Origin of the sequence: Gilliamella sp. B3022, from assembly GCF_028751545.1 — a bacterium.
Classification (GTDB): Bacteria; Pseudomonadota; Gammaproteobacteria; order Enterobacterales; family Orbaceae; genus Gilliamella.
Genome location: NZ_CP071867.1, coordinates 1287257 through 1311768 on the forward strand (window position 1 = coordinate 1287257; position 24512 = coordinate 1311768).

The 24512-nt window shown below is 34.9% G+C and carries 21 protein-coding genes; 9 read left to right on the forward strand and 12 right to left on the reverse strand.

All coding sequences use genetic code 11. The features are described from left to right. Window positions 1-30 precede the first annotated feature (30 nt). From J4T76_RS05850 to parE, 4 genes are read right to left on the reverse strand one after another with little or no spacing between them, the layout of a single operon-like run. A complete protein-coding gene (locus J4T76_RS05850) occupies window positions 31-1476 on the reverse strand; it encodes a TrkH family potassium uptake protein (RefSeq protein WP_267355238.1) in 1446 nt (481 codons plus the stop codon). A 14-nt stretch (window positions 1477-1490) separates the two neighbouring features. Continuing rightward, window positions 1491-2342 (reverse strand): co-chaperone DjlA, encoded by an 852-nt coding sequence (gene djlA, locus J4T76_RS05855; RefSeq protein ID WP_267342084.1) that lies wholly within the window; start codon window positions 2340-2342, stop codon window positions 1491-1493. 4 nt (window positions 2343-2346) lie between these two features. Next, window positions 2347-4572, reverse strand: coding sequence for a DNA topoisomerase IV subunit A (gene parC, locus J4T76_RS05860; RefSeq protein ID WP_267342082.1), 2226 nt, complete (start codon window positions 4570-4572; stop codon window positions 2347-2349). A 27-nt stretch (window positions 4573-4599) separates the two neighbouring features. Beyond that, a complete protein-coding gene (gene parE, locus J4T76_RS05865) occupies window positions 4600-6489 on the reverse strand; it encodes a DNA topoisomerase IV subunit B (RefSeq protein WP_267342081.1) in 1890 nt (629 codons plus the stop codon). Between the two features lie 238 nt (window positions 6490-6727). Here parE and J4T76_RS05870 point away from each other — a divergent pair, with 238 nt between their 5' ends. From J4T76_RS05870 to ubiA, 5 genes are all read left to right on the forward strand, one after another. After that, complete coding sequence (locus J4T76_RS05870) at window positions 6728-9181, forward strand: DMSO/selenate family reductase complex A subunit (protein ID WP_267356239.1); 2454 nt, start codon at window positions 6728-6730, stop codon at window positions 9179-9181. 19 nt (window positions 9182-9200) lie between these two features. Then, window positions 9201-9815: a DMSO/selenate family reductase complex B subunit gene (locus J4T76_RS05875; RefSeq protein ID WP_267355232.1), complete on the forward strand. Its 615-nt coding sequence runs from the start codon at window positions 9201-9203 to the stop codon at window positions 9813-9815. A gap of 1 nt (window position 9816) precedes the next feature. Continuing rightward, complete coding sequence (locus J4T76_RS05880) at window positions 9817-10656, forward strand: dimethyl sulfoxide reductase anchor subunit family protein (RefSeq protein ID WP_267342076.1); 840 nt, start codon at window positions 9817-9819, stop codon at window positions 10654-10656. Window positions 10657-10709: 53 nt separating this feature from the next. Further along, complete coding sequence (locus J4T76_RS05885) at window positions 10710-11279, forward strand: TorD/DmsD family molecular chaperone (RefSeq protein WP_267342075.1); 570 nt, start codon at window positions 10710-10712, stop codon at window positions 11277-11279. Between the two features lie 128 nt (window positions 11280-11407). Continuing rightward, a complete protein-coding gene (gene ubiA, locus J4T76_RS05890) occupies window positions 11408-12238 on the forward strand; it encodes a 4-hydroxybenzoate octaprenyltransferase (RefSeq protein ID WP_267346340.1) in 831 nt (276 codons plus the stop codon). Between the two features lie 770 nt (window positions 12239-13008). Here ubiA and folP read toward each other — a convergent pair. From folP to rlmE, 3 genes are all read right to left on the reverse strand, one after another. Then, window positions 13009-13845, reverse strand: coding sequence for a dihydropteroate synthase (folP, locus tag J4T76_RS05895; RefSeq protein WP_267342072.1), 837 nt, complete (start codon window positions 13843-13845; stop codon window positions 13009-13011). Between the two features lie 104 nt (window positions 13846-13949). After that, window positions 13950-15833, reverse strand: a complete 1884-nt coding sequence (ftsH, locus tag J4T76_RS05900; RefSeq protein WP_416380259.1) for an ATP-dependent zinc metalloprotease FtsH — start codon at window positions 15831-15833, stop codon at window positions 13950-13952. A gap of 75 nt (window positions 15834-15908) precedes the next feature. Next, window positions 15909-16535, reverse strand: coding sequence for a 23S rRNA (uridine(2552)-2'-O)-methyltransferase RlmE (rlmE, locus tag J4T76_RS05905; RefSeq protein ID WP_267342071.1), 627 nt, complete (start codon window positions 16533-16535; stop codon window positions 15909-15911). A gap of 98 nt (window positions 16536-16633) precedes the next feature. On the opposite strand from rlmE, the gene yhbY reads away from it, so the two are divergent. After that, on the forward strand, window positions 16634-16927 hold the full coding sequence (gene yhbY, locus J4T76_RS05910) for a ribosome assembly RNA-binding protein YhbY (protein ID WP_267342069.1): 294 nt from the start codon (window positions 16634-16636) through the stop codon (window positions 16925-16927). 40 nt (window positions 16928-16967) lie between these two features. Here yhbY and greA read toward each other — a convergent pair whose 3' ends face one another. Further along, a complete protein-coding gene (gene greA / locus J4T76_RS05915) occupies window positions 16968-17444 on the reverse strand; it encodes a transcription elongation factor GreA (RefSeq protein ID WP_065559646.1) in 477 nt (158 codons plus the stop codon). Between the two features lie 347 nt (window positions 17445-17791). Between greA and J4T76_RS05920 the strand changes: the two genes are divergently transcribed. The 3 genes from J4T76_RS05920 (at window position 17792) to hslO (ending at window position 20652) form a co-directional block, all read left to right on the forward strand. Continuing rightward, on the forward strand, window positions 17792-19285 hold the full coding sequence (locus tag J4T76_RS05920) for a hypothetical protein (protein WP_267342065.1): 1494 nt from the start codon (window positions 17792-17794) through the stop codon (window positions 19283-19285). Window positions 19286-19388: 103 nt separating this feature from the next. Further along, window positions 19389-19787 (forward strand): ribosome-associated heat shock protein Hsp15, encoded by a 399-nt coding sequence (gene hslR / locus J4T76_RS05925; protein ID WP_267342064.1) that lies wholly within the window; start codon window positions 19389-19391, stop codon window positions 19785-19787. After that, window positions 19759-20652: an Hsp33 family molecular chaperone HslO gene (gene hslO / locus J4T76_RS05930; RefSeq protein WP_416380575.1), complete on the forward strand. Its 894-nt coding sequence runs from the start codon at window positions 19759-19761 to the stop codon at window positions 20650-20652. Before hslR ends, hslO begins: the two co-directional genes overlap by 29 nt. A 314-nt stretch (window positions 20653-20966) precedes the next feature. Here the strand turns inward: hslO and tsaA are convergent, their stop codons facing one another. From tsaA to metN, 4 genes are all read right to left on the reverse strand, one after another. After that, window positions 20967-21683 (reverse strand): tRNA (N6-threonylcarbamoyladenosine(37)-N6)-methyltransferase TrmO, encoded by a 717-nt coding sequence (tsaA, locus tag J4T76_RS05935; protein ID WP_416380576.1) that lies wholly within the window; start codon window positions 21681-21683, stop codon window positions 20967-20969. Window positions 21684-21801: 118 nt separating this feature from the next. Further along, window positions 21802-22701 carry a methionine ABC transporter substrate-binding lipoprotein MetQ gene (gene metQ / locus J4T76_RS05940; protein WP_267342059.1) on the reverse strand — a complete coding sequence of 300 codons (900 nt, stop codon included), beginning with the start codon at window positions 22699-22701 and terminating at the stop codon, window positions 21802-21804. Between the two features lie 14 nt (window positions 22702-22715). Next, on the reverse strand, window positions 22716-23357 hold the full coding sequence (locus tag J4T76_RS05945; protein WP_416380577.1) for a methionine ABC transporter permease: 642 nt from the start codon (window positions 23355-23357) through the stop codon (window positions 22716-22718). 112 nt (window positions 23358-23469) lie between these two features. Then, complete coding sequence (gene metN, locus J4T76_RS05950; protein ID WP_267355222.1) at window positions 23470-24501, reverse strand: methionine ABC transporter ATP-binding protein MetN; 1032 nt, start codon at window positions 24499-24501, stop codon at window positions 23470-23472. Window positions 24502-24512 lie beyond the last annotated feature (11 nt).

Genomic DNA, 24512 nt, shown 5'->3' on the forward strand with positions numbered 1-24512 from the left:
TTGAGGTTAACTATACGTTTCAGTATAAAATTAGCTTCGCCAGAAAGTAGGTGTAAATAAAACAAGTAAAGTAAATATTTCTAATCGACCAAATAACATATCAACTATCATGACCCATTTAACCATATCGCTAACACTAGCAAAATTATCACTTACACTGCCAAGACCAATACCTAAATTATTGAGTGAAGATGCTACAATATAGAAAGAATCAGATGCCGCAATACCTGTTGCCATAATGATAAATAAGCTGACTAGAAAGACTAAAGCATATGCCGAGAAAAATCCCCAAACAGCTTCAATAATTCGTTCTGGTACAACACGATTGTTGAGTTTCAATGTATAGATAGCATTGGGATGAATAAGGCGTTTTAGCTCTCGCGAACCTTGCATAAATAGTAATAATGTCCGAACTACTTTCAAACCTCCACCAGTAGAACCTGCACATCCACCAATAAATGATGCGCATAGTAAAAAAAGAGGAAGTAATGACGGCCAGGTATTGATATCATCAATAGTAAATCCTGCTGTGGCTGCGACAGAGACAACTTGTAATATAATTTTGTCTATACTTAATTTGTGTTTTATTTGATAAAAATAAACTCCACATGCACAAATCACAATTAAAATAAGTAAAATAAAGATAAAAGTTCTAAATTCTTGGTCTCGCCAGTATACTTTAATCGATAATCCATTTAATGCAGCAAAATGTAATGCGAAATTACAGCCCGATAAAATTAAAAAAATAGTAATAATATAGTTGATGGTAGCGCTGTTAAAATAAGCAAGATTATCATCGTGAGTAGAAAATCCACCCATTGATATGGTTGAGAAACTGTGTGAAACCGCATCAAAAATATTCATTCCAGCAGCCCATAAGCAAATTGCACAGAGCGTTGTGAGTAAAATATAAATTGACCAAAGTGTTTTTGCCGTTTCGGCAATACGTGGACGCATTTTACTGTCTTTTTGTGGACCAGGGATTTCGGCCCGATAAAGTTGCATGCCCCCAACACCCAATAATGGTAAGATTGCAACCGCTAAAACAATAATACCCATACCCCCCAACCATTGTAATAATTGTCGATAGAAAAGTAGGGCTTTAGGTAGATGATCAAGATGTACAATTGTTGTTGCACCTGTCGTCGTTAGGCTGGAAAACGATTCGAAAAATGCTGTGGTTAAATTTAAATTAATATGGGTATCAAAAATAAAGGGAAATGCTCCTATTGTACCGAGTACAACCCAAAATAAAACGACGATAAAGAAACCTTCTCGAGTATTGAGCTCATGACGTTGGTGACGATTGGGTAACCATAGTAAACAGCCTAATATTAATGCTGCGAAAAAGGAACGAACAAATATGGCACCTGCGCCATCACGATAGATTAAGGCAATCAACGCTGGTAGTAACATGAATATTGACAATAGTGCAATTAATAAACCTATGATTCTAAGAATTGAGCGCCAGTGCATCATATGGATCGTCTCTATTTAAAACCACGAGAGGCTTTGATTAAATCATAAGCTGCTTGAATTTCTTGTGCGCGTTTTTTAGCCGCTTCAAGCATCTCTTTTGGTAAACCTTTAGATACTAACTTGTCAGGATGATGTTCATTCATCAATTTACGATAAGCTCTTTTTATTGTAGCAATATCGGCAGATGGTTCAACGCCTAGAATTTTATAAGCATTCTGTAAATTTAGTTGTGAAGAGTTGTTTTGATAACCACTATAGCGATGATTACTATTTTCTCGATATTGATTATTCTGTTCGTGTTGGTAGTTATAATTCTGTTGATGAAAATGATAACTCCCCATCATCATTTGTATGTAAACTGCCATTTGATGATGAGGAATATTGAATTCCTCGGCTACGATAAAGAGTATTTGTGACTCTTTGTCATCTAAATGACCATCGATTAGTGCTGCCTGGATAAGCTGCTCACAGAAAATATTTAACACATTACGTCTATAACGATATTGATTATATAACTCTCTTAAACGTTCCCTAAGTGGATAATCACTTGCTTTACCACGATTAAAGGAGTCTTGAGCAAGTTGACGACTATTGCTATCTAGCTGCAATTGGGTCATAAATCTACGTGCCAAATTAATATCATCTTGCGTAACAACGCCTTTAGCTTTACTTAAATGACCAAGTACTTCAAAAACTACGGTTAAGTAAAGTCTTGGGTTTCCTTTTGGTCCTTGTTCGGTTAACTTATTACAAAACGCATGGTAAAGTTTTGGGCCAATAAATAACCCAAGTAAAAACCCCCAATTTGATTTTAATATAATGCTTAAAACAAAGCCTGTAATTATCGCCCAAATAAAAGACATATTATTAAATTACCTCAATTCGATCTATTTTTTGTAATCCACGTGGTAAAGCTGTTCCTTTACGTGCACGTTCCGATTTATATTTTTCTAAATCAGCTGGATTAAGCGTAAGTTTGCGTTTACCAACATATAAGGTTAAGGATGTATCTGGTGTGATTAATTGTATGTAAGCAAGGCGGTCATCTGCACCTGATAATGATATGATTTTGTTGCCTTTACCTTTTGCAAGCTCAGGTAAATCTTTTACAGGGAAGATGAGCATTCGTCCTGCTTGAGTAATGGATAATAATAAGCTATCTTCAGATAGAATTTCAATTGGCGCTAGCACTTTAGCTTCATTTGATAAATTGATGATCGCTTTACCATTACGATTTCGAGTAACTAAATCACTGAATTTACAAATAAAACCATAACCAGCGCTAGAGGCTAATAAGAATTTTTTATTTTCATTAGTGGACATTAATATATGTTCAATTATTGCTCCAGCAGGAAGTGCTAGTTTACCCGTTATTGGTTCACCTTGTCCGCGTGCTGATGGTAGTGTATTTGGTTCAATAGCATAACTTCGACCAGTCGAATCAATGAATACTACTGGTTGATTGCTTTTACCTTTGGCCGCAACTTTAAAACTATCGCCAGCTTTATAACTTAAACCAACAGGATCGATATCATGTCCTTTTGCTGATCTAACCCAGCCCATTTCAGATAACACAATGGTGATAGGTTCTGATGGTATGAGTTCTTGTTCTGTAATGGCTTTTGCTTCACTTCGCTCAACGATAGGTGAACGGCGCTCGTCACCATATTTTTCGGCATCTTGTTGAAGCTCTTTTTTAATTAAATGATTTAATTTTCGTGGTGAAGCTAATAATGCTTGTAATTGATCTCGTTCTTTAGCAAGTTCATTTTGTTCGCCTTTAATGCGCACTTCTTCCAATTTGGCTAAATGACGAAGTTTTAGTTCTAAAATAGCTTCAGCTTGAATCTCGGACAGGGCAAAGCGATGCATCAACTCAGCTTTTGGATCTTCCTCATTACGAATAATTTCAATCACTTCGTCAATATTCAAGAAAGCAATTAATAGACCATCTAAAATATAGAGTCGTTTTAATACTTTATCTAAACGATAATTTAATCGACGTATGACTGTTGTTCGGCGGTATTCCAGCCATTCAGTGAGAATTTCAAGCAAACCTTTTACTGATGGGCGATTATCTAGCCCAATCATGTTCATGTTGACTCGATAGCTTTTTTCAAGATCGGTAGTGGCAAAAAGGTGATTCATTACTTGTTCTAAATCAACACGATTAGAACGAGGAACGAGGACCAGTCGAGTTGGATTTTCGTGATCAGACTCATCGCGTAAATCTTCTATTAACGGCAATTTTTTAGCGCGCATTTGCGAAGCAATTTGCTCTAAAATTTTTGCCCCGGAAACTTGATGTGGTAGATCGGTAATAACAATATCACTGTCTTCTTTTTTCCATACTGCACGCATGCGAATTGAACCACGACCCGTTTTATATATTTTAGCAATATCGTCAGGCGAAGTTATAATTTCGGCTTCGGTCGGGAAGTCTGGTCCTTGAATGTGAGCCATTACTTCACTTAAAGTTGCATTTGGGTTATCGGCTAACATAATAGCGGCGTTTGCCACTTCACGAATATTATGTGGTGGAATGTCCGTTGCCATACCAACAGCGATCCCCGTGGTACCATTTAATAAAATATTGGGTAATCGAGCCGGTAACATTTTAGGTTCTTGCAAAGTACCATCAAAATTAGGCGTGTAATCGACAGTACCTTGTCCTAATTCACCTAATAATAATTCAGCATATTTTGATAAACGTGATTCGGTGTAACGCATAGCTGCAAAGGATTTGGGATCATCTGGTGCCCCCCAGTTCCCTTGTCCATCAACCAATGGATAACGGTAAGAAAATGGCTGCGCCATTAACACCATCGCTTCATAACATGCACTATCACCATGCGGGTGATATTTACCGAGCACATCACCCACAGTACGTGCTGATTTTTTAAATTTTGCTTGAGCATTTAACCCTAATTCTGACATGGCATAAACAATACGTCGCTGCACGGGTTTTAGACCGTCACCAATAAAAGGTAATGCGCGATCCATAATGACATACATTGAGTAGTTTAAATAAGCACTTTCTGTAAATGTACGTAGTGACTGGATTTCTACTCCGTCATGAGTCATTTCACTCATTATTGTTCCTCTAAATCATTCTTTATGTTAGACATCAAGTTCGACTTGATCACCTTTTTCTTGTAACCATTCACGGCGATCTTCTGAACGTTTTTTGGCAAGTAGCATATCCATTAATGCCATGGTCTCTTCTGTATTATCAAGTGACAACTGAACTAATCGGCGGGTATTCGGATCCATCGTTGTTTCACGGAGTTGCAGTGGATTCATTTCACCCAACCCTTTGAAACGTTGTACATTTGGTTTGCCTTTTTTGCGTTTTAGTTGATCTAAAATACCTTCTTTTTCTTCTTCATCTAAAGCGTAATGGACTTCTTTGCCAAGATCAATACGATAAAGCGGTGGCATTGCTACAAAGACATGACCACGTTCAACCATAACACGAAAATGACGAACGAATAGCGCACAAAGTAAAGTGGCAATATGTAATCCATCAGAGTCAGCATCGGCTAAAATACAAATTTTACCATAACGTAATTGGCTTAAATCATCACTATCTGGGTCGATACCAATAGCCACTGAAATGTCATGGATTTCCTGCGAACCTAAGACTTCGTCAGATGAAACTTCCCAAGTATTTAATATTTTACCTTTTAACGGCATGATAGCTTGATACTCACGATCTCGCGCCTGTTTAGCTGATCCTCCCGCAGAATCCCCTTCGACTAGAAATAGTTCCGTACGGCTTAAGTCTTGTGAGGAACAATCTGCTAATTTACCTGGAAGAGCAGGACCGCTAGTAAGCTTTTTACGAATAACTTTTTTTGATGCTCTTAAACGTTTTTGGGCACTGGTAATGACCAGTTCTGCCAATGATTCAGCGATCTGTACATTTTGATTTAACCATAAACTGAAGGCATCTTTAACAACAGCAGATACAAATGCTGCGCTTTGTCTTGATGATAGGCGCTCTTTAGTTTGCCCGGCAAACTGTGGTTCTTGCATTTTTACCGATAATACATATGCACAACGTTCCCAAATATCATCAGCAGTAAGTTTTAAACCCCGCGGTAATAGGTTTCGAAATTCGCAAAAATCTCGCATAGCATCAAGTAATCCTTGGCGTAAACCATTAACATGCGTACCGCCTTGTACGGTCGGAATTAAGTTAACGTAACTTTCTGTTAAAAGTTCGCCGCCTTCTGGCAACCAAAGTAAAGCCCATTCGACCGCTTCTGTTTCACCCGTATGATTACCAGTAAATGGCTCCTCTGGTAATAGTGTGTAACCACTAACAGACTCCATTAAATAATCTTTTAAGCCGTCTTGATAGCACCAGCGTTGTTCGGTATTGTTAATTTTATCTTTAAAGATAATTTCCAAACCTGGACAAAGTACAGCTTTAGCTTTTAGTAGATGAGACAATCGTGGTACTGAAAATCTTGGTGAGTCAAAATATTTTTCATCAGGCCAAAAACGAACCTTGGTTCCAGTATTACGGCGTCCACACATACCAGTAACATGCAGATCTTCTACTTTATCACCATTTTCGAAAGCGATTTGATACACTTGCCCATCTCGATTAACGGTAACTTCTACTCGTTTGGATAAAGCATTAACCACTGAAATACCTACACCATGCAAACCACCAGAGAACTGATAGTTTTTGTTTGAGAATTTTCCTCCAGCATGTAAACGGCAAAGTAGTAGCTCAATGGCTGGCACACCTTCTTCAGGGTGAATATCAACGGGCATTCCACGTCCATCATCAATGACCTCAAGTGAATTATCTTCATAAAGAGTGACTTTCACTTGACGAGCATGCCCCGCAATAGCTTCATCGACACTATTATCAATGACTTCTTGCCCTAAATGATTTGGGCGAGCAGTGTCAGTATACATTCCTGGGCGATGTCGGACAGGATCGAGGCCCTTTAAGACTTCAATATCGACGGCATTATAAGTAGATTGTGACATAGCGTTTCTAGTTCATTCAAATAAATGGAGAGTATTATACCAATCTTTCTTTAAGATGCATGATATTAAATTTATAATGAAATACAAATAGCGTTTTATTATGTTGAATGAGTTGATAATAATTCTTATTCAATTAATTTATTTGAAATTAATCATGATTTATACTGTTTATACCATTTTAATATTCCATCAATAGTATTATGATAAATAAATTCCACATAAAAATTAAGGGAATTCAATGAGCAAGTCAGAAAACAATAAAATGAGTCGACGTGATTTTTTACAAAAATCGATGGCAATTGGAAGCATTGCAGCTTTGGCAAGTAATATGCAAATGCCTTTTGTTTACGCCAAGTCGGATAAAAATACCAGTGACAATGAAATTCCTAACCCTACTAACCAAGAAAAAATTTTTTATAGTGCCTGTTTAGTTAATTGTGGAAGCCGTTGTCCACTAAAAGTCCATGTTAAAAACGATATTATCACTAAAATTTCTGCTGAGGATGGTGTTAATGATCCTATCTTTGGTCAGCATCAAATTCGCCCTTGTTTACGTGGGAGAGCCGTTCGTTGGCGTACTTATGATCCTGATCGTTTAAAATATCCAATGCTACGCGTTGGTAAACGTGGTGAGGGTAAATTTAAGCGAATTTCATGGGAAGAGGCCATCAGTTTATTAGCGGATAAATTAAAATATACGATTGATAAGTATGGTAATGAGGCTATTTATTATCAATATGGTACAGGTACAACAGGCGCAAATATCCCTGGACGTAATGCCTGTAAGCGGTTTTTAAATACTATTGGCGGTTTTTTGAATTACCATGGTGATTATTCAAGTGGACAAATAACAGCAATTAAACCTTATCTTTATGGTAATGCTAACGAATCTTTGTTAGACCAAATAAAACATTCTGATTTGGTTGTGATGTTTGGTCAAAATATTGCTGAAACTCGAATGTCCGGTGGTGGGCAGGTTACGGAGTTATTCAATGCTTTATCACAAAGTAAGGCAAGAGTTATTATTATCGATCCACGGCATAGTGAAAGCGTAGTTGGTTATGATGCTGAATGGATCCCAATTATCCCAGGTACCGATGCCGCATTAGTTGCTGCAATTGGTTATACTTTACTTGAAGAAGATCGTATTGATGATGAAATGCTCAATCGATACTGTGTTGGTTGGAACGCCGATTCATTACCTGATACGGCACCTCCTTTTAGCGATTTTAAATCTTATATTCTTGGGTTAGGCGATGATAGGACACCGAAGACACCTGAATGGGCTGCTCAAAAAACAGGAATTCCAGCAAATCAGATTCGAAAATTAGCAATCGATATTGTCAGTGCTAAGGCTGCATGGATTTCTCAAGGTTGGGGTCCTCAACGTTGGCAGAATGGTGAGCACACTACAAGAGCAATTATGATATTACCTATTATTACTGGTCAATTTGGTAAGCTAGGAACAAATATAGGAACTTGGGGTGGTAGTGTAACTTATCCAGTTCCAGGTTTAAGTCTTGTGAACCCAGTTAAAACCAGTATTCCATTTTTTTTATGGACTAAAGCCATTGATGATCCATTTAGTATGACGGCCACAAATGCTTATATAAAAGGTAAAGATAAATTAGATGTAGGCATTAAATTTATCTGGAGTTATGCAAGTAATGTTATTGGTAACCAGCATGCTGATCTCAATCGGACTCACCAAATTTTACAAGATGAATCAAAATGTGAGTTTATTTTAGTCTGGGACACACATATGACCGCATCGGCTAAGTATGCCGATTTACTATTACCAGATGTGTCTTCGGTCGAAAGTAATGATTTGATTAATAATTCTTATGCATCAGGTGCTTATCATTACGTTATTCGTATGCAACGAGCAATTAAGCCGCTTTGGGAAAATCGTTCATCATATGATGTGTTAACAGATTTATCGGAAAAGATGGGAGTAAAAGATAAATTCACGCAAGGTCGTAGTCAGGATGAGTGGATAGAGTATTGTTATGAGAAACTTCGAAAACAATATCCTAATTTACCTAGCTTTGATGAAACTGATGGTATAGGAGTGATTGATCGTAAGTTAGCTAATAGCGATACACAAGTTGCTTTACAAACATTCAGAGATGATCCTCTTAAAAATCCATTAAATACGCCATCAGGAAAAATTGAAATTTATTCTGAAGCATTGGCCAAAATTGCCAGTGAATGGGATTTTGATGAAGATGATAAACTTTATCCAATCCCAGCTTATTTACCCGCTATTGAAGGAAGTGAAGATAGACAGCAGAAACAAAAATATCCATTACAATTAATTGGTTTTCATATTAAAGGTCATTGTCATTCAAGTTATAGTAATTTACCGCAGTTACGAGAAGCTGTGGCGAGCAGTATTTGGATTAATCCATTTGATGCAGAGCAAAGACAGATTAAGCATGGACAATTAGTTGAGGTTTATAATGATCGTGGTCGATTGTATATTTCTGCTAAAGTCACACCACGTATATTGCCAGGTGTGATTGCGATTCCCCAAGGTTTGTGGGCAAAAACTAATGCAGAAGGTATAGATATTGGTGGTTGTGTTAATCGTTTAACTTCAATGCGTCCATCAGTTCTAGCTAAATCCAATCCACAACATACTAACTTGGTTGACATTAAACCATTGTCAGTTATGTCAACAGCATCGTAATTAAAGGGAGATGCATGAAATGCAATATGGATTCTATATTAACTCTTCTAAATGTACGGGCTGTAAAACCTGTCAATTGAGCTGTAAAGATGAGAAGGATAACTCTTTAGGCATCCATTTTCGTCGTGTGTATGAATATGGTGGTGGTGAATGGCAACAAGTTGATGGTCTTTGGCAAAATAATACTTTTACTTATTATTTGTCGATTTCTTGTAATCACTGTGATCAACCGACTTGTGTACATGGGTGTCCAACGGGTGCAATGCATAAACGTGAGGAAGATGGTTTAGTTGTGGTGAATCAAGATGTTTGTATTGGTTGTCGATACTGCGAAATGCGTTGTCCTTATGGTGCACCACAATTCGATCACCAAAAAAAAGTAATGTCTAAATGTGATGGGTGTTATGAGCGTGTATCTGAAGGATTAAAGCCTGTATGTGTTGAATCATGTCCACAACGAGCTTTAGACTTTGATGAAATTGGTAAGTTGCGTGAGCAATATGGTGATGAACGTAATATTGCACCATTACCAAATTCACAACTGACTAATCCTAATATTGTCATAAAACCACATGCACAATCTAAAGCATCTGGTGATACACAAGGTAAAGTACTCAATCCGGAGGAGGTCTAAAATGCATGAATTACCACTGGTATTTTTTACCATATTTGGGCAACTATCTGCTGGAATGGTGCTTTTAAGCGGTTTAAATTATTTATTGAATCGATCATCCCATAATGTGTTAATTATCGAAAAAATTAATTTAGTAGCCCTAATTTTTATGGCATTAGGTATGTTACTGGCGTCATTCCACTTAGGTAAGCCTTTACGTGCTTTGAATGTGATTTTCGGTATTGGTCGTTCACCAATGAGTAATGAGATTTTTACCTTTGGATTATTATTTGGTGTGACATTGGGTTGGGTAATACTTGCTTACTTTTCTCATCATAATAATTCAAATCGGTGGGAATTGATTAACGCTCTATGCCAGCGCATTAATCAAATTCCACATATTGGCAAAATTCTTGCTGTATTGTTAGTGATCTTAAGTTTAATTTTTGTGTGGACAATTGTGTTAACTTACATGTTGCCGACGGTTAAAACTTGGGGTTCTTACTATACGGTAATTCAAATGTATACCGCAATGTTAGTATTGGGTGGGAGTATGGTTGTCATGTTCGGATTCTATCGAACAGGGAGTATTGCCTTTTTTATTGGTGTTTTGTTAATACTGTTATTAAAGATTCCTTATATTAACTTAATGGTCGAAATCGCGCCTCAATTAGCTTATGATCAGTATCATTGGTTTGCACTACAGTGTGGATTATTGTTGGTAGCTCTAATTTTGGTGGGCTTAAATAGTTGGCGAAACAAAAAAATAACTATGATTTATCTAGTTGGTTTTTTATGCACTTTAGTTGCTGAACTTTGTGAACGCATGGCCTTTTATAATTTATGGACAATACCATTATAATTATCAAAAATATTATCAATTAGCGATAATATCTGAATATGAGAATAAGTAATTTGGATAATCTAACTTTAGTCACATTAGCAAAACTATTGGGTGCATTTTTCTATTATTCCCCCAATAGCGAGACAGTTAGGCCATTGATTGATGGGCTACTGCATATAGATAATTTGGCAAACTGGTCAGATTATAAATTAATTAATGAACAGTGCCAAATATTAGCTAATCAAATACAAACCCCTGATCTTGATTTTCAGTTTTCAGTGTTATTTGAAGGGCAGGGTAATATGCCTGTCCCTCCTTGGGGTTCAGTTTATCTTGATCAAGAAAAATTATTAATGGGAGAATCTCAAGAGCGTTACCGTCAATTTTTACAACAAAATGGTCTAACGCTTAATAGTGGTATGAATGAACCAGAAGATCAATTTGGGTTAATGTTAATGGCTTTCGCTATATTAGTTGAAAAAAAACAATTCGTGGTGGCAAAGCAATTAATGACTGATCATTTATTGCTATGGAGTTCAACTTATTTAAATCATTTAAAACAAAACGAAATTAGTTTATTTTATCAAGCCTTGGCTGTGATTACTGAACAGTATTTACAGATGTTATTAACGAGTATTTAATTAAATCTGTTCTAACCAACTGAAAATTCAATTTTGTGCAAACAGTAATTTTATACATTATACCTAGCGTTGCAGCTTTTAGGATTAACGTTATAATTCTCCAATAATTTATTCGGATAACTTTATTTATGCTAGCTTATTTACAACTGATGCGATTAGATCGTCCAATTGGTACATTGCTGTTATTATGGCCAACTTTTTGGGCTATTTGGCTTGCTACCAATTATCCTCCTATTTATATCATCGTTGTCTTTACTTTAGGTGTGCTGGTCATGCGTTCAGCTGGATGTGTGGTTAATGATTATGCTGATAGGCATTTTGATGGTCATGTTGATCGTACTAAGAATCGTCCATTGGCGCGTGGGGTATTAACTGAAAAAAACGCATTGTGGACGTTATTACTATTATTAGTTGTGGCATTAGGTCTTTTGTTAACTTTAAACAAACTTTCATGGTTGATTGCTTGTTTAGCATTGTTAACGGCGATGGTTTATCCTTTTATGAAACGTTATACCCATTTTCCTCAAGTTATCTTAGGTATTGCCTTTAGTTGGAGTATTCCGATGGTATATGCAGCAACAATTGAAGAATTTCCATTAACGTGTTGGTTACTTTGTATTGCAAATATTTGTTGGACAGTTGCTTATGATACTGAGTATGCCATGGTTGATCGTAATGATGATATAAAAATTGGTATTAAGTCGACGGCAATTTTATTCGGTCGTTATGACAAGTTCATCATTGGAATGCTACAGACAATAATGATTATTAATTTATTGGCTATTGGTAAAATCAACCGGTTATCTGCTTTTTATTATTTTGGTCTATTTCTGACAATATTACTGTTTATCAATCAACAATGGTTGATTAAAGATCGTGACAGAACAAATTGTTTTAAAGCTTTTATGAATAATAACTATGTTGGTTTGGTCGTGTTTATCGGGATATTTTGCGCGTAAAAATGTATTGGTCATAATGTTGTTATTAATTTTATAATAAAATGAGGAACAAAATAAATAATTTTAATATTATAATAAGTTAAAAGCATTGAGGGTTTCTATCCAACGATTTTTTATATTGTTTGTTCATTTTTTATATTAAATAAGCCATAACGAATTTCAATTCTGTTGCTTTTTGACAAGATTGATTAATGGTATCCATTCATTCAAAAAATATTTACTAATATTCTCATAAAAAAACGTTTACCGGCACTAAATCAAAATCCAATAACACTCATTTTCTTGTTCAATAGATTTTTACTGTATTCTTTTTTTATATCCTATTGTTTTTTTATAATTAGAAAATTAATAAGATTATTTAAAATAAAGCACTTTTCAATCGAACCTAAAAATTTTAACTCATTTATTTTATTTGATATTCTTTATAAACTCTTTTCTACACTTCTTCATATTCTACATTACGTTAAAGATGAATTATCAATGAATTTCTTTGTAAAAAGGAAGGATTTGAAGTGAATGTAGCATTAGTGAGAACAAAATTAGTATGGGCAGTTACCAGTATTGATAGATAGGAAAAAGTAACACGAACTAATCTTACAATATGAGTAAATATCTTATACTAAATAATATTAGCTATTCTAAATTTATTGCTTACTTGATCATCAAAATTATTTTGAAGTAAAAACAATAACTCTAATATATCTAATTTAGAAAAATTTAAAAAAAGATATCAATAGATAATATTATTTATTGTGTATTTGGTTTCAAATTTATCCTTGTTCTACTAATGTTGCTTGCACAATCCTCAGTGCATCAAAGGTCTCTTTAACGTCATGAACACGAATAATTTGTGCTCCTTGCATAGCTGCTATTACAGCACAAGATATACTGCCTATCATGCGTTCTTGAGGGGCAACATTTAATACTTGTCCTATCATTGATTTACGTGACATTCCGACTAATAACGGTAAACCAAAATGGTGAAAACTGTTTAATTTAGCTAATAATCGATAGTTGTGTTGTAGCGTTTTACCAAAACCAAAACCTGGATCGAGAATGATTTTTTGACGTTCTATTCCAGCTTTCATACAACGATTAATGTGTTGGGTAAAAAATTGGTCCACTTCTTGGTAAATGTCTTGCTGATAATGTGGAGCATTTTGCATAGTTTTAGGATCGCCTTGCATATGCATGATACAAATTGGTAATTGTGTTTTTGCTGCCGCTTCGATAGCACCTGGCTCGGTAAGTGCTCGAATATCATTAATTAAATGAGCTCCAGCTTTTGCCGACTCAGTCATTACTTGTGGTTTAGAAGTATCGACTGATATCCAAATGTCAAAATAATGTGCAATTTTTTCAACCAAAGGTATAACACGATCTAACTCTTCTTCAACCGATACTTCAGCCGCTCCTGGGCGTGTTGATTCGCCACCTACATCAATAAAAGTCGCGCCAGCTTGAATCATATTGTCAACTCGGCGCATAGCATCATCAAGATTATTGTAATTACCCCCATCAGAAAATGAATCAGGCGTCATATTAACAATACCCATTACTTGTGGAAATGAAAGGTCCATTATCTGATTTTTAAATCGAATTTCCATAATTGTGCCTTATTTGATTGAATCTTAATAATCACGTTTTTAATTTATATTTTTTACTATGAAAAACGCACCGTAGCGCGTTATATTTATACCTTTTGAACAAATTAACTTTCTGATTGAGGCGGTAGTGTGCTACTGCCTTCATTTGGAATTTTGTTAGCTGCTTTTTCATCACTTTCTGTCCAATCATCCGGCGTAGTAATTGGACGGCGGGCAATTAAATCTGCAACCTGTTTTGAGCCAATAGTTTCATATTTCATTAATGCATCTTTCATTGCATGAAGTACATCAATATTATCAGTTAATATTTGACGAGCTCGTTGGTAATTGCGATCGATTATGGCTTTGACCTCTTCATCAATGATTCGAGCTGTTTCATCTGAAATATCTTTAGGACGTCCATAAGCTGAATTTTCATCCATTTCATAAAATAATGGTCCTAAACGCTCAGAAAACCCCCACTGTGTTACCATTGCTCTCGCATATTGAGTTGCAACTTTAATATCATTTGATGCACCTGTTGATACTTTATCTGTACCATAAATTAACTCTTCTGCAAGTCGACCACCATACAGTGTTGCAATATCGCCTTCTAATTTTTCTCGACTCTCACTTACTCGGTCACCTTCAGGTAAAAAGAAAGTCACACCCAAAGCTCGTCCACGAGGAATAATGGTCACTTTATGGATAGGGTCATGATCAGGCATTAAATAGCCAATAATCGCATGCCCAGCTTCGTGATAAGCTGTTGAAACAAGTTGTTCTTGGGTCATGGTTAACGAACGTCTTTCTGTGCCCATATTGATTTTGTCTTTGGCTTCTTCAAATTCATCCATGGTGACAAGACGTTTATTACGTCGGGCAGCAAATAAAGCAGCTTCATTAACTAAATTAGCTAATTCTGCACCTGAATAACCTGGAGTGCCTCGCGCTAATACCGATAAATCCACATCAGGACCTAGTGGAATTTTACGCACATGGACAGCTAAAATTTGTTCGCGACCTTTCATATCAGGTAAACCAATTTGTACTTGTCGATCAAAACGACCAGGACGAAGTAAAGCTGGATCAAGTATATCTACTCGGTTAGTTGCAGCTATAATGATAATTCCACTGTTGGTTTCAAATCCATCCATTTCAACTAACATTTGATTTAATGTTTGTTCTCGTTCATCGTGACCACCCATAGAGCCAGCACCACGTTTACGTCCAACGGCATCAATTTCGTCGATAAAAATAATACAAGGGGCATGTTTACGTGCTTGATCAAATAGATCCCGTACACGGGAAGCGCCAACACCCACAAACATCTCAACAAAGTCAGAACCTGAAATACTAAAGAATGGTACATTGGCTTCGCCAGCTATAGCTTTTGCCAATAAAGTTTTACCCGTACCTGGAGGCCCAACCATTAAAATTCCTTTTGGAATTCGACCACCTAATTTTTGATATTTACCAGGGTCACGTAAGAAATCAACGACCTCAGTGACCTCCTGCTTAGCTTCTTCACTACCAGCAACATCGGCAAATTTGGTTTTGACCTGATCGGGGGTTAACATGCGAGCTTTACTTTTGCCGATCGACATTGGTCCACCTTTACCGCCTCCATTCATTTGGCGCATAACAAAGAACCAAAGACCAATAAATACCACCATTGGAAACCAAGAAATTAATATATTGGCTAATAAACTTGGTCTTTCATCTGGCTGGCCATATACTGCGACTTTATTGAGCACCAAATCATCCATTAATTTATCGTCATAATAAGGAATATAGGTAACATAATTTTCGTTACCGTTGGTTGTAGCAGTAATTTCACGTCCATTGATATGCACTTCTTTGAGCTTTTTGTTGGCAATATCAGAATTAAATTGGGTATAATTAACTTGAGGGAGGCTATTAGATATAGCGCTAAATTGGTTAAATACAGCAATTAGCACTATAGCGATTACTCCCCAAATCAGTAAATTCTTTACCATGTCGTTCAAAAGAAAAACCTCTCATAAAAATAATAGTTACGACCAAAATTAACGAAGTATGGTACTACAAAATTATTCAACTGGCTACTTCATACCCATTGCAACAATATAAACTTCTCGAGATCTTGCCCGAGAGGCTTCAGGTTTACGAATTTTGACTGTTTTAAACATCGATCGGACTTGTTTTAAGTACTCTTCAAATCCTTCACCTTGAAACACTTTTACAATGAAATTACCATTAGGTGCAAGCACATCTCTACACATATCAAGTGCAAGTTCGACTAAGTACATTGCTCTAGGTATATCAACTGCCGGTTGCCCACTCATATTTGGTGCCATATCAGACATAACAACTTGAACTTTTTCTTCGCCAACTCGTTCTAATAGCGCTTTCAATACAAGTTCATCTCTAAAATCACCCTGTAAAAAATCCACGCCAACGATTGGATCCATAGGTAGCAGATCACATGCAATAATGCGACCTTTATTACCAATCAGTGAGGCAACATATTGTGACCAACCACCAGGTGCTGCACCTAAATCAACTACGGTAATACCTGGTTTGAATAATTTATCACTTTTTTGAATTTCTTCTAGTTTGAACCATGCTCTTGAGCGCAGTCCTTTTTTTTGTGCTTGTTGCACAAATCGGTCATTAAAATGTTCATTGAGCCAACGCGTTGAACTTGCTGAGCGTTTTTTGTTACTCACAGATAATAAATCCTTAGTATAAGATGATTACTTCAATTGATTACTCATATATATAAGGGTAAAATAATAAAATTACAACTTAATGTGATAAAAAATTAATGAATTTATCGAATAAACAAAAACAGTATTTAAAAAGTGAAGCTCATCACCTTAAACCTATTGTGATGATTGGTGCTAATGGATTTACCGAGGGCGTTTTAGCAGAAATTGAAAATGCCCTGAATTTTCATGAATTAATCAAAATTAAAATATCCGCGGAAGATCGTGAAACTAAAAAGCTAATTTGTGATGCAATTATTCGCGAAACTAATGCGTTACCAGTGCAACAAGTAGGTTCTATCTTTACCATTTTTAGACCAAGTGATGAGAAGAAAATCTCATTACCTAAATAGATATTATAACAGGGCGTATAAGCCCTGTTCATTTTTTTATTTAAATATATTCAACTTTCACAATATCAAATTCAACATCACCACCTGGTGTTTTTATTTGTACTGTATCACCATCTTCTTTACCTATTAAGCCTCTTGCTATTGGAGAGTTAACTGAAATAAGATTTTGTCTATAGTCCGCTTCATCATCACCAACGATACGATAGGTAGTTTCTTCATCAGTATCTACGTTGATTACTGTAACTGTTGCGCCGAAAATTATTCGTCCAGTATTTTTCACTTTAGTAATATCGATAATTTGGGCTTGTGATAATTTACCTTCGATTTCTTGAATACGCCCTTCGCAAAAACCCTGTTGTTCTCTTGCTGCGTGATATTCGGCATTTTCTTTTAAATCCCCGTGCGCTCTGGCTTCGGCAATGGCTGCTGTAATTTGCGGCCGTTTAACATTTTTCAGCTCTTCCAATTCCGCACGTAATAATTCTGCTCCCTTTACCGTCATTGGGATTTGTTTCATCTCTGTTTCTCCCGTTTTACTTATTAATAAATATAAATAACGATCCTATCATTGTATTAAAGCAGGAAAGTTATTTATTTTATTTGTTATTTTAAATACACCTATTTTTATATATTAACTTTAAAACTGATACAATCACAAATCATTTGTATCGAAATCAGATGCTATTTTGGTTAAAATGGGGTATCGTAATGTAATTATTAAATAATTTATTTTAGTGATTTAGTCTATTTATGCGGCGATTAAAACTTTTTATAATTATTTTTTTGACTATTGTTTGTTTTTTGGTTTTTTTGCCTTATTTTTTGCTACAGACATCATTTGGCGCAAAAATAGTTAGCCAACAATTGTCAAAATTAAGCTCTTATACTATATCAATTGATAATATGCATCACTCATTTGCAAATTTATATGAATTATCATTTGATAATGTCATTATTAAAGATGAAAAACAGGAACTAGTTAGAATTCCTAAATTAGTTATTGGGTTGGATAAAAATCACCTTTGGCAATTTAATCATTTTAAGTATATTACTGTTATAAATGGTGAAATTAATCATAATCAAGATATTAAATATGATAATTTTACAGCAGATACGTTAAAATTAGTTGATTCTATTGTTAATACTTCCTTTAATAATGGGCAAATAAATTTATCTTTACAGCAGTTAAATGGTGGTATCAAACCATTTAGTTCATCCGGTGATATAAAATATCAGTTTGATTTAACCTCACAACACGTTTTACTTAATCAACTACCAATGAATAAAGTCCTTATTCAAGGATTTCATCGCGATAATATTACCTCTATTACTAACTTAGGTGGGAATTTTGATAAAGGTTTTTTTGTGAGTAAATTAAAAATATTATCAGATAATAGTTTGGATATTGAACAATTGAAAGTAAGCAATATTCATTTCCAAACAACGGATGATAATTATTTTGATAAATATCTTTCTGTCTTACCAAAATTAACGATTCGTCAGTTGTCAATTTTTGAAAGCAGTATCCAGTTGCCTTTTTTAATTATTGATAAAGGTAATTTTGAAACAGCTAACCTACGGTATGATGATCGATGGCACATTGAGGGCGGTTCTATTATTTTTAATGCTGATAGTGTTGTCTGGAATAATAATACGTTTTCCTCGGTATTACTTCAATTGGCTTTAAATGATCAGCAAGTTGATATCCCAAAAGCAATGGCAACTTGGAATAATGGTAATGTCAATTTTTCTGGTGTATGGAAGAATAACTCATTACATTTGAGTAAATTATTATTTTCGGGTGTTGATTATCAAATAACCGAAAAGTTAGAACATTTTTCATTGCCAGACGTCTTTAGTCAAGTTGTAATCGATGATTTAACCGTGTTACCAAGCATGTTAATTAATACTAATCCAACTTATCCATTTACATTAATAAATTTCGAGGCTTCTGGCTCTGATGTCATTTTAGTAAAAGATAAAAAATTAGGTTTATATTTTGGAACATTATTTTTAAAAGCTGAAAAAGGTACGATTAATCAGATCGATGTTAACTACCCTGATCTAGTGGTAAAATTTGATTCACAGTATAATACTTTATGGAATTTTAGTTCATTAGTGAGTGGTGGAATGGTTGAGGCTGTTGCCAAAGTTAATCCATCGCAAACCGAATTCTTATCATTACACCTCTCAGCATATGGTGTAAGCAGTTTACTTCTTGATGAGTGGAAATTAGTTCAGGAACCTCCTAGCGCGTTCAATTATCGTGCTGATTTACATGGTGATATTTCACCATTTGGTTTATCCGGTACATTTTTAACAAATGGCAATGAGTTTATTGTTAGTCCACAACATTGATTTTAAAAAAAGCAATCTTATATAATTTATAACAAGCCAATTTGATTGGTTGTATATGTTTATTATCAAACTGGCTTTGATAGTAAAACTAGATGAGGTGGTGATGGAGCGAGTAAGACTCGATAAATGGTTATGGGCTGCAAGGTTTTATAAGACCCGTTCTCTAGCCAGAGAAATGATTGATGGTGGTAAAGTTCACTATAATGGTCAACGCGCTAAACCAAGTAAAATTGTTGAAGTTGGGGCGATGTTAACACTTCGTCAGGGCTCCGAACAAAAAACAATTCAAATTTTGGCTATCAGTAGTCAAAGAAGAACTGCCACTGAAGCTCAATTTCTTTATCGAGAAACGATCGATAGTATTGCTAAACGCGATCAACTGGCACAAGCTCGTAAACTAAATGCATTAACTATGCCGCATCCTAATAGAAAGCCGGATAAAAAAGAGCGGCGAAATTTGCTTAAATTTAAATATGATAGACAAAAAGGTGACAACAACTAATATGGATACTTTAAATCGATTTTTATTTGATAATCATCCTATTCGCGGTGAAATTACCCGTCTTGAACAGACATACCAAGCTATTTTAGATGATCATAATTATCCAATAGCTGTACAAAAGTTACTAGGGGAATTATTAGTTGCAACCAGTTTATTAACTGCCACTTTAAAATTTGAAGGTGATATTGCTGTACAGTTACAGGGTGATGGGCCATTAAGTTTAGCTGTAGTTAATGGTAATAATCAGCAAGAGTTACGTGGTGTTGCTAGAATCAATAGTAGCATTGGTGATGATGCTTCGCTTAAAGATATGGTAGGTAATGGCTATATAGTTATCACAATTACACCAAAACATGGTGAGCGTTATCAAGGTATAGTTGGTTTAGAGAATGATTCATTATTAGGCTGTATCGAAAACTATTTTATGCAGTCAGAACAGTTACCAACTAGACTGTTTATTAAAACGGGTCTATTTAAAGGTAAGCGAATAGCAGCAGGAATTTTATTGCAAGTTTTACCTAGCAATGAAAATACAACGGATTCATTTGAGCATCTTAGTGCTTTAACTGAAACGATTACTAGCGATGAATTATTCGAGTTATCAACTGAAGAAATTTTATATCGTCTTTACAACCAAGAAGAAGTCAGACTTTTTGAAACTCACAATATTACTTTTAAATGTGGGTGCTCTCGTCAACGTTGTGAAGATAGTTTAATGACGTTACCTGCTAATGAAATTGATGAAATTCTAAATGAAGAGGACGGAAAGATCGATATTCATTGTGATTATTGCGGAAAGCACTATCTCTTTGATGCGATTGATGTTGCTCAAATGAGAAATAAACAACATTCTCAATACCATTAATCTTTTATTAAAAGAACCACTAAAATTTAAGGATTTTAGTGGTTAAGGGAAATATAGGGAAATTAAACCCGTATTTAATGTATCAAAGTTATTTAAATATACCAGTCTTTTTTAGTCGTTTCCGATGATATTTTTGTAAACAATCTTTACAAAACAATTTTTAGTTAAATCTATTAAAACGTATCACTAGCCTAAAAATTTTTTACAAACGTTAATGTATTATTAGGATGATTTATTGGATCTGTCGTCAATCATCGATAAATGATAAAAGTTAAGAATTGGTTCTTTATCATTAACGAGTAACACATTTTTCCCTATTTCTTATTATCCATAATAATATCTTCAACAATTGCATGTTGATTACTGATTTTACATTTTATATTGAATTGGTAAAGTCTCAGCCCATATTCTTGTTGCTCAATATTATTTTGTTTGTAAGCAGGTCTTGGATCTTGAGAGATAACCTGCGTGATTAATTCTTTAAGGTGTGGATAAGTTGATAGGTATGAAGTTAGAATCAATTGTGCTTGTGGTGAAAATTCCACTGTAATTTTTTTCTCAGGTTCTGATTGAGCATAACCTGCAACAGCCCAAGGATAACTATCACAATAGGGTAAATAAGGTTTAATATCGATAATTGGTGTTCCATCAACTAAATCAATACTGCCTAATTTCAAAATAATCTGCTTATTTTTGAAAACAATATCTGTTAATTCGACAGCTGAAAGTCCAATATGATTAGGGCGAAAAGGTGATCGGGTAGCAAACACTCCTAATGTTTTATTACCGCCTAAACGCGGCGGACGTACAGATAAACGCCATTTTTCTGGTTCAATATGATGAAATTGAAATAATAGCCATAAATGTGAAAATTGTTCTAATCCTTTAACACTAACAGGATTATTATAAGGTGATAATAGATGAAGTTCACCTTGACCTGCGGTAACTAAATTTGGCTGTCGAGGAACAGCAAATTTTTCGCTGTAGGGAGAATGAATAATACCGATCGGTTTGATTTGATATGTCATTATTTAAGATTTTATTTATTGATAGCCAATTTTAAATAGTCTTATCGGTTCTTTCAGTAGTATTATTCCGCTGATTTATGGGTCAGCGGAATAATGTTTATAGTTAATAATTCATCGATCATTACCAACCACGAATTGCACCACCATTGAAAATTTGCTCAGCTTTTTGTGCTACAATATCAGTTTGATAGGCTTTAACAAAGTTTTTGATGTTTTCATTATCTTTGTCAGCTTCTCGAGCTACAATAATATTAACATATGGTGATTCTTTATCCTCTACAAATATGCCATCTTTGCTTGGTGTTAAATTTGCTTGTCCTGCAAAAGCATTATTGATAATAGCAAGATCAACTTGAGCATCATCTAATGAACGCGGTAGCATTGGTGCTTCAAGTTCAACAATCTTGTAGTTATAAGGATTACTTGTAATATCAAGAACAGTAGGTAGTAAACCTTTCGTTTTATCAACGGTAATCATACCTTCATGCTGTAATAAGAGTAATGCTCGACCTAAATTAGTTGGATCATTTGGAATGGTAATCGTTGAATTAGCGGCAATAAAGAAAGTTTCACCGCGAGGTGATGTTATTTTTACACCTTCTCCTGTTTCTGTTGTATTATCAATTGGTTTTAATTTATGAGAATAGCTAGCAATAGGGTAAACAAATGAGTTACCGACAACGGCTAGTTTATAGCCGCGTTCTTTTATTTGTTCATCTAAATAAGGCTTATGTTGAAAAGCATTAATATCAATTAAGCCATCATTTAATGCTTGATTTGGTGTGACATAATCATTAAAAATTACCAGTTCAACATCTAGATTATAAAGATCTTTGGCTTGTTGCTTAACCACTTCTGCGACTTCTTGTTCAGGACCAGAAATAACGCCTACTTTAATCATGCTAACTTTAGCCGGTTCTTCTGATTTATTATCTGAAACTGTTGATTGCTTATTATCACAACCAGTTAAAAAAAATGAACTTATCAATACGGTAATGAATGCTAGTTTTTTAATAGACATGAATTCCTCCAAAATTAGTGATGCGTAACGCGTCTGACAATCCTATTGCCAATAAATTGTATAATAAAAACAATAACAATTAATATAATTAAAACCGTATTCATTATAGCAGGCTTATAGCCGTTGTAACCATATTGAATTGCAAGTTGACCTAAACCACCAGCACCAACAGCTCCAGCCATAGCAATATATCCGGTAAGAGTAATTAATGTAATTGTCATGCTATTGACTATTACCGGTAATGATTCAGGTAATAGAACTTTATATATAATTTGTAATGGTGTTGCACCCATTGAACGAGCAGCCTCAATTAGTCCTTTAGGTACATCCAATAATGCATTTTCAATCATACGTGCAATTAATGGAGAAACCCCAATACTTAATGGAACAACTGCTGCTTGCTTACCTATAAAAGTTCCCATTAAAAATGTGGTAAATGGAATAATCCAAACGATTAATATAATAAAAGGTATGGAACGGAACACGTTAGTAATGAATGAAAGCGTACTATTAGCTGTATAACAATCTAAAATTTGTCCTTTACGGGTGGTGTAAAGTAATATACCAATAGGTAAACCTATCACTGTTCCCCATAAACCTGACAGAATAACCATATATAATGTTTCATCAGTTGCTTGTGCCATTTTGAATAACATAGCTTCATTAAATCCATTAAATGAAGAACAAAATGCCACAAAATTTGCCCAAAAGTCGTGTCCTGCAAAATATCGAAATAATGACTCAAAAGGTTTAAATGAAGGAATAAAATCAAACATAACCAAGCACCTCTACTTTAGTGTTATTTTTTTCTAAAAACTGAATTGCTGATGCTGTGCTTTTGGGTTTTCCTCTTAGTTCAGCCAACATTAAACCAAATTTAACACCTCCTGCATAATCCATTTGTGCACTAATAATGTTGCTATCAATATCAAACTCTTTAGCAATTTGAGATAATAAAGGTAAGTCTACTGAAACTCCAGTAAACTCAAAACTCACTAAAGGATTAAGTCCTTCTTTATATTCAGGCGATAGCCTTGCTAAATAATCTTCAGGAATATTAAGATGTAAAGTTGATTGAATAAATTGACGTGCAATATCCGTTTTTGCATGTGAAAACATTTCTCCAACCGATGATTGCTCAATCAATTCCCCACTACTAATAACGGCAACTTGATCACAAATTTGTTTAACAACATCCATCTCATGGGTAATTAATAAAATGGTTAAACCTAGTTTTTGATTGATATCTTTTAATAATGCCAAAATAGAGCGCGTTGTTTCAGGGTCAAGCGCACTGGTTGCTTCGTCACACAATAATACTTTGGGATCACTAGCTAAAGCTCTTGCTATCGCAACACGTTGCTTTTGACCACCCGATAAATTTGCAGGATAGGCATGAGATTTTTCGGTTAATCCAACTAAATCAATAAGTTCAGTGACTTTTTGTTTAATAACGGCTTTAGGTGTTTTATCTAGCTCAAGTGGAAATGCAATATTATCAAACACTGTGCGTGAAGACAGTAAATTAAAATGCTGAAAAATCATGCTGATTTTTCGACGTACTTCAATAAGCTTACGATTTGATAAATGAGTGATCTCTTGATTATCAAAAAATATTTTACCACTAGTGGGTTTTTCTAAAAGATTAACGCAGCGAATAAGTGTACTCTTTCCTGCACCAGACTTACCAATAACACCATAAATTTTGCCTTTGGGTACATGAATTGTAATGTCCTTTAATGCATGAATTGGCGTCTTATTATGTTCAAATGTTTTCGAAATATGTTGTAGTTGTATCATAATATATAAAG